Here is a 10974-nt window from a genome sequence, read left to right on the forward strand (position 1 = left end):
TCACCACCATGAGCTTTTTCGAAGATATCGCTTCCGCATTGGACGCCGAGGGCATCGAGTCCCGCGTCAACGAAGACGTCATGTTCGTTCCAATCACCTCTGATTTGGAAATCCAGTTTGTTGAAATCGATCCTCTCTTGCCTGCCGCCAACGTGTACATCGCTGCGGCGGATGTGGATGAAGACGATGAAGAATTCGAGGCCGTCTTGGTCTCCGTTGCCTTTTCCGTCGAAGACGCCGTAGAAGCCGTCTCCCGCCACATCGCCACCGACCAGGTTGTTACCGTCCTGCGTGACCTCCTGGAAGGTACCGATGAGCGCATCGCGGAATTGGAGTTTGACCAGGATGAACTCAACCCGCACCTCGTGGTGGCGGAAGTAGGCAACGATTCAGAGCTGCGCGTATTAGTAGAAACCATCGACGGCGTGCCCTCTGCCATCGTGCGCTTCTTGGCCTTCGACTTCGATGAAGAAGATATGGAAGAGCTCGAGGATGAGGCCGTCACGGAGCTATGGCAGGTGGATGAGGATGGCGAAGACCTCGATGAAAACGAGCGCCTTGCCCTCTTTGGCAACACCGATTCTGATGACATCCCCATCGTAGAAGTCCCCGCTGAGGCCCTAGAACTGGGCACCTACACCGATTTCGACCGCCTCTTTGACGTGCTCGGGTTGGTCTCGGAACAGGCCCTTGATTGGGAGGCGCAGCTCGTCAACTTCGATGAGGATGACTTCGAGGAACCAGACGTCTACGACATTTTTTGCGAAGATGCCGATGATGACGATGACGAGGACCTTGAGTTCTTCGACACCTTCACCGAAGAAGACGACGCTGACGCTGATGACGAGGGCGACAACAACTAAGCCCCTAAGCCGCTTGCTGGAATCCCGCGAACAGGGATTCCGGCGAACGAACGGGCTTAAAGGCGCTATCCACGAGCCATACGTAGGTGGCATTCGGTCCGCGAGAGATCTCGTGGACGGCACCAGCTAATTCTGCGGGGACAAGCGTGCGCACCCATCCTTCCGCCGTGGCGGGATCGACTAACTGCCCAAAGTTATCGGTGATCCGAATAGTAATGAGGTAGGCGGGGATGCGGCTTTCACCGAACCCGCGGATCCTCGCCTTCACTCGTGCTCCCACGCGGTGGCGGGTAATGCTCATGCTGTAGTCCGCGCCACCTGGCGTGGGTGGCAGCTGTTTTATGGGCGGACGCCACGTCGGGGTGGGGCGAGCCAAGGACCGTGGGTGGTGCATGATGGCGGAAATAGAGCTGACGGTCTCATAGTGGTGGTAGGCCAAGTCGGCGGCGATTTCCGTAGCCATGGCATTGGGTTGACTGGGTACTGTGTGCGAAAAGTTCTTATCTACGTTGTGCATGGCACTTACTCTAAACCGCAGGGCCGACACGAGTTCGAAGAATACAAACACGTGTTCGAATAAGTGGGCTAAATAGCTTTCAGACCTTCAAAGGCATAAGGTTGCACGTGCTATGAAGAGTGCTAATGCCGAACCGGCGCCCTACGAAAAGCCCAAGGTGCCGCGGGAAATCTGGGTAATGGTAACGGCGGCGTTCATTATCGCCTTAGGTTATGGCCTTATCGCCCCGCTTTTGCCGCAGTTCGTGGTCAGCTTTGATGTATCGATGGCCGCCGCCGGCCTCGTGGTATCCATCTTCGCCGCCTCCCGGCTGATCTTCGCGCCGGTGTCTGGTTCATTGGTGGATCGCGTCGGTTCGCGCCGCGTCTACCTGGTGGGCTTGATGACCGTTGCCGTGACCACGGGATTGGTCGCCATTGCTCAGGAGTATTGGCACATCGTGGTGCTGCGCGCCCTGGCAGGTCTTGGCTCGACCATGTTTACCGTCTCCGCGATGGGCCTTATCGTGCGCCTGTCTCCACCGTCGATTCGCGGTAAGTGCTCCGCCACCTATGCCACGGCATTCCTGCTGGGCAATGTCGCCGGCCCAGTGCTCGGCGCCAGCCTGTCCTTCTTGGGTTTTCGCTGGCCATTTTTCATTTACGGCATCGGCGTGATGCTTGCTGCGTTCGTTGTCTGGTGGCAGATGCCGCGGGTCAACCACGCCCAAACCACCACCTCGGAGCTGCCTCCCATGCGCCTGCAGGAAGCCTGGGGTGATACCGCATTCCGTGCGGTTCTCACCTCCAACTTTGCCCACGGTTGGATCAATATGGGCGTGCGTGTGTCCGTCCTGCCACTTTTCGCCGCGGCTATTTTCCACAATGGCGCCGCGGCCTCGGGCTTGGCTCTCGCGGCCTTCGCCGCAGGCAATGCGATTATTCTTCAATTCTCCGGCCGGTGGTCTGATCTCCACGGCCGCAAACCGCTGATCCTTATTGGCTTGGTGGGTTCTGCCATCTTCATGGTGCTCATGGGACTGGCCACCAGCGTGTGGTTCCTCTTGCTCGTATCCGCGCTTGCGGGCGCAGCATCGGGCCTTATCAATCCTTCCCAGACCGCCGCGGTGGCAGACATCGTGGGCAACGAGCGCTCCGGCGGCAAGGTATTGTCCGCCTTCCAGATGTCAGGAGACTTCGGCCAGATCGTGGGCCCCATGCTCATTGGGCTGCTTGCCGATGTCTATGGCTTCCCCACAGCCTTCACCGTCTGCGGTGCCATTGCCATTTTCGGCATCATCGCTTGGCTCTTCGGGCGAGAGCCCCGCGAGGAGTCCACGGTGGAAGTAGAGCGGATGCCGAAAAATAGTTGACGGCAACCGCTGAGGGCCGGTGCATCCCGCTCCACGAGGTCGAGAGCCTAAGGGTAATTGGCGCGTACCTCGAAGATTACGAGCAACAAAGTTAGAAGAGCCCGGCAACCTGGGACACGCACAGGTAGACAAAGGCTGCCGAAATGATGCCCATCAAGGTGTTGATGAACCAACCATTGCGCCATTCTTTCGGGGTGTGCTTGGTATTAAGCAGTACCAAGAGCGTAAGGCCCAGGAACGGCATGAAGAATGCGCCCAAGACGCCGTAGCCAATGATTAATCCAGTGGGCTTGCCCAGCAGTAGGAGAAGCATCGGTGGGAAGGTCAACCAGATGAGGTAAGCGCGGTAGTACTTACCGCCCGTGCTGGTGCTGGGGTGGCCCTGTGGAAGGTTCTTCAGGTGGCCCACGTAGTCCGCAAACATGAGAGACACACCGTTCCACACGCCTAAGCAGGAAGAGAATGCGGCAGAGAAGAATCCGACGATGAACCACTTAGAAATAAAGGTTCCGTAGCGAGCCTCCAGCACGTCCGCCATGTCCACCAAGCCCTGGTCATTATCGGAGACAGCGACATTAGCGCTGTACAAAAGCTCGGCACCAAGGACAAGTGTAGCGAGCACGAAGATACCGGTGACGGCATAAGCCACCGAGTTATCCATGCGCATGACCTTCATCCACTTGGGCGTGAACCATTTCTTTTCTCGCAGCCAGTAGCCATAGGCGGCAAGCGTAATGGTGCCGCCGACACCACCGGCGATGGAGAGCACGTAGACAAAAGAACCATCCGGGATGGTGGGGACAAGGCCGCGCAGAATCTCTGGCAAATTAGGTGCGGTAATTGCGGCGATGCCCACCACAGTGACAAACATGATGCCAACCAAGATGGCGGCCAGTTTTTCAAAGAGCTGGTATTGCCCCAGCCACGTAAGGACAAAGCACAACACGCCGGTCAGGATGGCCCACATAGTCAAGCTAGTACCGGGGAAGAGTGCGCTTAACGCCAAGCCGGTGCCGGACATGGCGGCGGCGCCATAAACCAACCCCCAGATGACGATGTAGGGTGCGAAATACCACGAGGTCCAGCGTCCTAGCTCCCGCCAGCCGTGGAACATGGTGTTTCCGGTGGCCAAGCTGTAGCGGCCGACGCCTTCCACCAGCACGATTTTCATAATCGTACCGACGATGACGGCCCATAACAGTGCGTAACCGTAGCGCTGGCCAGCAATCATGGTTGCCACCAGGTCAGCGGCACCGACGCCAGTGGCTGCGGCGACCAAACCCGGACCAACAAGAGTCCATTTCACCTTTGCTTGTGGCTCAGAGTCGTGTGTCTGTTGGCCTGCGGCGAAAGGTGCGCCGGTGTGGTTATCTGATTGCCTCATGACACTTCCTTAAGTGGCTGTGGTGTGAATCACTTAAGGGAAATGTATCACTCTTGGTGGGTAAAGTGCAGCCTAATTATTCAACCATGCGTGCTAAGCGACGGTCCGACCGGCAGCGTACAGCGCCTTTGGCATGGTTCTTTGGAGCTTCCATTGAAACTGAATGGGCTTTTCTCCGTGGTGGGAAACATAATCCACAGCGCCTAAAAATGTATAGGCGCTCGCGGTGCCCACTGAGTTCTTCTTAGTGAAGCGAGATGCGATAAAAATCCTCCCGCCGAGCTCCTCGTGCTGAATATAACGGCGTGCGGCCTTCGATTTTAAAGTTGTAGTAGATTGCGACTCCCAGTGGAGAAGATCCGGTGAAATCGGGTAATCACGGTAATTCGTGGTAGCGCTCACCTGATCGTCTTTTTGGAAGGTCACCAAGAACAAGTCCATGTTCATATCAGGGAAGTATTTCACTCCCTCGCGCGGAAGGCTGACTAGTTTTTCTAATTCTCCTGCTTGCAGGGCACCCACTAATTCTGCCAAGGAGTAATCGGCGTGGGTTTCCAAAACGGTGTCGTCGCTCGGCTGTGGGATAATACGCGAAGCATCATTTTGTAGCAGCATAACCTGCTCGAGTTCCCAAATAACTCGTGGGTGCTCCCGCAATATTCCCAGCGCCTCGTCAAAAGATGACGGGCTGGGTGCATTGGAATTAGCCCAAAACCCCAAGACCAGCATCCGTGCAAAGGCTTGATCAGTGGGCGTCATATCGCCGAATTGCGAGGTAGCGGATTTTAGGATTCGAAGATAGGCTTCAATGCGCGTCGTATCATTGACATGAAGGAAAACTTTAATCCGGTTGAGCAAGAAGTTTTCCATCTCATCGTCACATGGCTCGAGGAGGTTTTCCTCCCGCAGAAGACGGGTCCACGAGTACTTATTCGGCCGGTAAATATCCTCCAATTCGAGGTTTGCCTCGTCAAGGAACTTTTTGAGATCGGTAGTTCGTATTTCCGCTACCAGCGCACGCACTTTCCGCAAATTGCTGCGTGCCGTCTTCTTGACGTTGTTGAGGACCTGTTCCGTCGTCGACTCATCGAATTGGATGTGCGTTCCTGGTGGCGTGGTGGGAAAGCCCTGCTCTATTTCGGTGAGTAATCGTTTGCCACGTTTTCTCGTTAGCGCGTTGAATTTACGCTCAAAATCGTATTCAACATGTTGTTGGCCAATGAAATCGAATACGGTACAAGAATCTTTGCCGGGAGCAAGGCGAAGACCGCGGCCGAGTTGTTGTAGGAAGATAACCGGGCTTTGGGTCGGCCGGAGTAGGAGCAGCGTATTAACCGCAGGGATGTCGACGCCCTCATTGAAAATATCAACGGAGAAGAGAGCCTTGATGGCGCCGGTTTCTAGCTGTTTAATGGCTTCCGCGCGTTCAGAGGAAGTCAGTTTACTGGTCACCGCTTGGGCTGGAATGCCAAAATGCTGAAATTGCTGCGCCATGTGCTCTGCGTGGGCGATGGAAACACAAAAGCCGATCGCCTTCATCTCAGAAAGATCGAAAATCCGTTTGTCCAGTTCATTCAGAATAAATCGCGTCCGCTTTTCGCCAGACTTGATATAGAACTCTGATAACTCGGTGGTGTTGTAATCCTTCTTTCCTCTGTTCCACGTGAGTGAGGAAAGATCCGTGCCGTCTGCGATTCCGTAATAGTGCATTGGAACCAACAGCTGGAGGCGCAAGGCATCCCAGAGGCGTAGTTCATGGGCAATGCGGTAGTCGAAATATTGTTGGACATTTTTGCCATCACCGCGCTCTGGTGTTGCGGTCAGTCCAAGTAATTCGTCTGGTTCAAAATGACTTAGAAGTGCGTTATAGGTTGGTGCTTCGGCATGGTGAAATTCATCGATGACCACAACATCGAATTGATCGGGCGCGAGCTTTTCCAATCGGGTGGAATTAAGCGACTGAACGCTCGCAAAGACGAAGTCCCAGCGCCGTGGCTCGGTGCCATCGACAAGCAACTCGCCAAAGTCGGCATCCTTAAGTACCTCGCGGTACGTACGGCGCGCCTGGTGAAGAATTTCCTTGCGGTGTGCGACGAAGAGTAAGCGAGGACGACGCTTCCACTGCCGGCAAAGATTAAGGTAATCCAGGGCGGCGACGACGGTCTTGCCAGTGCCTGTGGCTGCAACGAGTAGATTTTTGTGGCGATCCTTTACCTCACGTTCGGACCGCAGTGCCTCGAGCATTTCTTCTTGATAAGGGTAGGGAGTAACTTCCAGGCCAGAAAGCTCTAATTGGCGCAACGCTTGTGGGGACTCCGCGCCTTTGGCGATGCGCAGGGATTCCTGCAGGCGATCCATGTCCCGCGCCGGATCAAAAGTTTTGAAGTGGCTATCGTGCCAGTAGCTGTCAAAGGTTTTTATAAACTTTTCAATGACCTCAGGCGTCGCCGTAGCAGAGCCGCGCACATTCCACTCCCAGCCATCGATAAGAGCAGACCGCGAAAGATTCGAGCTTCCAATAAAGGCAGTGTCGAAACCAGAATTTCGTCGGAAGAGCCATGCTTTGGCATGCAGGCGTGTGGATTTATGCTCATAACAAATCTTCACATCGGCGCGATATTTTTCTACCAGGCGTTTAAGAGCCGCCGCATCGGAAGCACCACAGTAAGTAGAGGTCAATAGGCGGAACGGAATCTGGTTGTCGCGCAGGTACTGTAGGTGCTGGTCAAGGACACTGATTCCGGAGCTTTTGATGAATGCGCACAGCAAGTCGACGGAATCAGCCGTCTTTATTTCCCGCTCAATTTCACTGGTCAAGCTGGCTTCGCCTTGGGCATTGGTAAAAAGCGCGCTCTTAGTTAGCGATACATCGGGAAGCAGCGGAGGCTCGGCTAAAGAAGTGTTGTAGACGGCGTAGAGGAGTTGCTCGGCATCGATATCTTCGTCCTCGCCAAGCAGCCCAGCGATTGTATTGATAAGTGCTACGCGGTCTGTTGAGGATTTGAGTCCCATGAGGCGCTGTTCTAGTAGATCGCCGATGTGTTGAGACATGGCGGATGTGTAGCGCCCGCGAGCGTTATCATCTGTGCCGCTTCCGACCCCAAACCCGGCCGATGGGTGTCGGCTTTGCGTTTCTTCCATTCGCTCACGGATGCGTGAGGTCACCGGGGTTTCGTAAACGCCGAAGGGGAGCGAGGAATCCAAGGAATGGCTCATAGCTACAAGATTCTAAGGGCAAAGCTTTTCCACGGCTGGAATATCTGCTGGCGCCCAGGTCAGTTCCATTGCTTCTGCGGGGGTAACCCATCTGGTTGCGTCATGATCGCTGAGGCGAAGTTCGCCGCTGATAAGCGTGCAATAAAAGGTGGTTAGTTCGATGGTGGCAAAGTCGTATTCGTAGATGGTCGTCGTGAGCTTGCCGCCTACGCGCGCGATGAGGTTGAGTTCCTCGCGAATTTCGCGAGCTAAAGCCTGTTCGGGTGATTCGCCCGGTTCGATTTTTCCGCCTGGAAATTCCCAATGTCCTTCCAAGGGTTTTCCGGGTTTCTTGCGGCAGGCGAGGAATCGGTTGCCATCGTGAAAGACGGCGCCGACGACGCGGATGGGGTTAGACATAGTTCCATTGTGCCTTGAGCTAGGAAACGCTAGACAATAACGTGTTATTTAGATAACATAATCGCAATGTTCGCGTCAGGCTGTCGCGCGGGCTTGATCATCATGCAAGCTTGAGGGGCTGTCTATCGTGACTTCTACTGATTCAGTTAATTCCTCCACCCAGAGCCATGACGGGGAAGTCCCGCGGCCTGGGGGACGGTGGAAACTCTTTGTTTATAGCGCCATTGGCGGGTTCGTGTTCTTCTTTCCTGTGACGTATAAGGAAAAGAACTCCATTCCTTTGGACCACATGGTCACCATCGTGCGCGATAGCATTCCGGCGGTGGTGCCGTGGTTTATTTTTGCGCTCGCAGTGTATGGAACGGTGCGTAGCTTTAGTACGGGGGCGTTTAAGGAAAGCGCGCTGCAGGCGGTCTTTGCGGTCTTCAATATCGCCGGTGCCATCATTTCCTTCCTCATGGTTATTGACGCGCTGCCGTGGGTACTAGGTGATGAAGATTTGGTTCCCTTCTTGTGGAACTCCATTGCCACGCCGGTGGGGCTTATCGTGCCCATCGGCGGTACCTTCCTGGCATTTCTTATTGGCTTTGGGCTCTTGGAATTTGTTGGGGTGCTGATGCAGCCCATCATGCGCCCGCTGTGGAAGACGCCGGGGCGCTCCGCTATCGATGCGGTGGCATCCTTTGTCGGTTCGTATTCGTTGGGCATCTTGGTCACGGACCGCGTCTATCAAAAGGGTGGTTATACAGGCAGGGAGGCTGCCGTTATTGCCACGGGATTCTCCACGGTATCGGCGGCGTTTATGGTTATCGTGGCTAAGCAGCTGGATTTGATGAATATCTGGGGCACGTACTTCGCCGTCACGCTGCTGGTGACGTTCCTGGTTACGGCCATTACCGTGCGCCTCCCGCCGCTGCGGACGATTCCGGATGAATACTGCGAGGATGCAGAGCCAGACCCGGAAAAGCCGGTGGAAGGATCGCGCTTTAAGAATGCGTGGCGCGAGGCGATGCTGGCTCTGCAGCGTGCGCCGTCGCTGCCGCAGGCCATTTGGGATAATCTGCGCGATGGCGTGCGTATGGCCGCGGCGATCGTTCCGTCCATTATGTCGGTTGGCCTTATTGGCTTGCTGCTTGCGCGGTTTACCCCGATTTTTGAATGGATTGGGTACCTGTTTTATCCCTTTGCCTGGATAGTGCAGCTGCCGGAGTCGGCGCTTGGCGGCAAAGCCGCGGCGATGGGCATTGCGGAGATGTTTCTACCCGCCACAGCGGTGGCAGGCAGTGACTCCATGGTGCTGAAATTCGTCATCGGGGTCGTGGCGGTCTCTGCCATCATCTTCTTCTCCGCCTTGGTGCCGTGCATTCTGGCCACCAAGATTCCGGTGAAGCTATCCCACCTGGTCATCATCTGGTTTGAGCGCGTCGCGCTCACCATCGTGATTGCGACCCCGATTGCGCACCTGCTGTTTTGAGTTTTATTGCCCGCTTACCGCAGTGAGGTGAGCATTAACGATGTCATCGATAAGCCGCGCCGCCGCCTTGGCGGTGCGGTTGTCTATGTCGAAGGTGGGGTTGAGCTCGACGACATCGACAAGCGCGAGCTTGCCCGTCGCGGCGATGGCGACCGCCAGGGCGCGGATGCGCTCGTAGGCAACGCCGAGGCTGGCCGGGGCGGATACGCCCGGTGCGGTGGAGGCGGGAAGGACATCCAGGTCGATGGAGAGGTGGACCTTGTCCGCGGCGGTGGTGGCCTGGGTGGCGAGCGCGCCGCATTCGGCCGGGGTGAGGTTTAGCAGCTCCTCATCCAGGGTGTAGTTGACGCCGAGCTTTTCGGCATCGTTGAAGAGCACCGCGGTGTTATTGGGGCGGGAGATGCCGAAGACGGTGTAGTCAAAGTCATCGGTGAGCTGGGAAATCTGGGTAAAGGGCGTGCCCGAGGTGGCGTGGTCTGCGTGGCGAAGATCGAAGTGGGCGTCCAAGTTGATGATGGGGGTCGCACCGCGCGCGCGGAACAGGCCGCGGTGGGAGCCGAAGGCGGTTTCGTGCCCGCCGCCCAAGATGATGGGCAGGGTAGTGCTGCGGACGAGTTCTTCGACCTTGTCAGATAGCGCCTCATGGGCGCCGTCGAGATCGTCGGCTTGGGTGGTGATGGTTCCGGCATCGGCAAGCGCATGGCCGTGGTGGACCGCCAGGGAGCCAAGGGCTGTGCGCAGGGCGGCGGGGCCGGCGGCGGCACCTTGGCGGCCGCCGTTGCGCAGCACGCCCTCATCAGAGGCAAAGCCCAGCAGGGTCACGGGCGCGGATTCGGCCTGGTTGATAACGCTATGCCAGCGCGCGTGCTCGGGGCCGGGGCCATCGGAGCGGCCGGACCACTCGGGGGCGGGAGTAAAAAGTGGGGCTGATTCGGTATTCATAGTGCCGATACTAGAAGCGTGCGGTGAATTTGTCTGGCAGTAGCGGAATATAATTGGGCGCTGTGAGTGCTAACCGAGTCCCCGCCGCGCGCCATGCCCTGGACATCCTCAAGCTGCTATCGACTATCGATGTCCCGATTTCCGCCGCCCGCATCCAAGGCGAGCTCGGCCTGCCGCGCTCGACCACGTACCACCTGCTCGCGGAAATGGTCGATGCCGGGTTCGTTGCCCACCTGCCGGAGCACAAGACCTACGGCCTGGGGCTGGCCGCGTACTCGATGGCCTCTGCGTATGTAACCCAGCAGCCGCTGGTGCGCATGGCTACGCGCGACCTAGAAGAATGCGCGCGGCTGGTAGGCGGATCCGGTCATCTTTCGCGCATGGCGGGCTCGGAGATTTTATACCTGCAGGAAGTCCGCGCGCCGGGCGCTGCCTCGTTGGTTACGGAGGTGGGAGTGCGCCTGCAGGCGCATAAGACGGCCTCGGGCAGGGTGATGCTGGCACACCTGCCGGAATGGGAGGTCAAGGCCGCCTTCGATACCGCAGGCGGGGAAAATTTTGGTCTCCTTAAAAAGCAGCTGGACCGGGCCCTTGCGCGCGGATGGGACCAAGAGATAGAAGAAATCTCGCGGGGACAGGCCTCGGTGGCGGTGCCCATCCTGGACCACCTGGAGCGGCCCGCGGCGGCCATTGCGGTGACCTACCCCGTGTCCACGCCGGGCGATGGGGTGGACGCACTCATCGCGGCGCTGGGCCAGGCCGCGGAGAAAGTCGCGGGGAAAATGTATCGCCAGCGCGAAAAGTGAGGTAGCATGCGGGCTAGCGCGT

Annotated in this window: 9 protein-coding genes; 4 read left to right on the forward strand and 5 right to left on the reverse strand. The window is 57.0% G+C overall.

Annotation, left to right across the window (positions count from 1 at the left end):
• The first annotated feature begins 8 nt into the window (after positions 1-8).
• Positions 9-863 carry a DNA primase gene (locus ABRP95_RS01475; protein ID WP_284782611.1) on the forward strand — a complete coding sequence of 285 codons (855 nt, stop codon included), beginning with the start codon at positions 9-11 and terminating at the stop codon, positions 861-863.
• A 4-nt stretch (positions 864-867) separates the two neighbouring features.
• Here the strand turns inward: ABRP95_RS01475 and ABRP95_RS01480 are convergent, their stop codons facing one another.
• A complete protein-coding gene (locus ABRP95_RS01480; protein WP_284782517.1) occupies positions 868-1380 on the reverse strand; it encodes a hypothetical protein in 513 nt (170 codons plus the stop codon).
• Positions 1381-1492: 112 nt separating this feature from the next.
• Between ABRP95_RS01480 and ABRP95_RS01485 the strand changes: the two genes are divergently transcribed.
• Positions 1493-2731, forward strand: coding sequence for an MFS transporter (locus ABRP95_RS01485; protein ID WP_284782518.1), 1239 nt, complete (start codon positions 1493-1495; stop codon positions 2729-2731).
• 91 nt (positions 2732-2822) lie between these two features.
• Here ABRP95_RS01485 and ABRP95_RS01490 read toward each other — a convergent pair whose 3' ends face one another.
• The 3 genes from ABRP95_RS01490 to ABRP95_RS01500 all read right to left on the reverse strand — a co-directional run bounded on the left by ABRP95_RS01490 (position 2823) and on the right by ABRP95_RS01500 (position 7730).
• Positions 2823-4115 carry an Nramp family divalent metal transporter gene (locus ABRP95_RS01490; RefSeq protein WP_284769886.1) on the reverse strand — a complete coding sequence of 431 codons (1293 nt, stop codon included), beginning with the start codon at positions 4113-4115 and terminating at the stop codon, positions 2823-2825.
• A gap of 93 nt (positions 4116-4208) precedes the next feature.
• Complete coding sequence (locus ABRP95_RS01495) at positions 4209-7331, reverse strand: DUF3427 domain-containing protein (protein WP_349838832.1); 3123 nt, start codon at positions 7329-7331, stop codon at positions 4209-4211.
• Between the two features lie 12 nt (positions 7332-7343).
• A complete protein-coding gene (locus tag ABRP95_RS01500; RefSeq protein WP_284769884.1) occupies positions 7344-7730 on the reverse strand; it encodes a (deoxy)nucleoside triphosphate pyrophosphohydrolase in 387 nt (128 codons plus the stop codon).
• A 127-nt stretch (positions 7731-7857) separates the two neighbouring features.
• On the opposite strand from ABRP95_RS01500, the gene ABRP95_RS01505 reads away from it, so the two are divergent.
• The gene (locus ABRP95_RS01505) at positions 7858-9204 is read left to right on the forward strand and encodes a YjiH family protein (RefSeq protein ID WP_349838833.1); all 1347 of its coding nucleotides are present in this window, start codon (positions 7858-7860) and stop codon (positions 9202-9204) included.
• A gap of 3 nt (positions 9205-9207) precedes the next feature.
• Here ABRP95_RS01505 and hutG read toward each other — a convergent pair whose 3' ends face one another.
• Complete coding sequence (gene hutG, locus ABRP95_RS01510) at positions 9208-10146, reverse strand: formimidoylglutamase (RefSeq protein ID WP_349838834.1); 939 nt, start codon at positions 10144-10146, stop codon at positions 9208-9210.
• Between the two features lie 62 nt (positions 10147-10208).
• Between hutG and ABRP95_RS01515 the strand changes: the two genes are divergently transcribed.
• Positions 10209-10952 (forward strand): IclR family transcriptional regulator, encoded by a 744-nt coding sequence (locus ABRP95_RS01515; RefSeq protein ID WP_349838835.1) that lies wholly within the window; start codon positions 10209-10211, stop codon positions 10950-10952.
• Positions 10953-10974 lie beyond the last annotated feature (22 nt).

The organism is Corynebacterium sp. KPL2895 (assembly GCF_040225815.1).
Classification (GTDB): domain Bacteria; phylum Actinomycetota; class Actinomycetes; order Mycobacteriales; family Mycobacteriaceae; genus Corynebacterium; species Corynebacterium rhinophilum.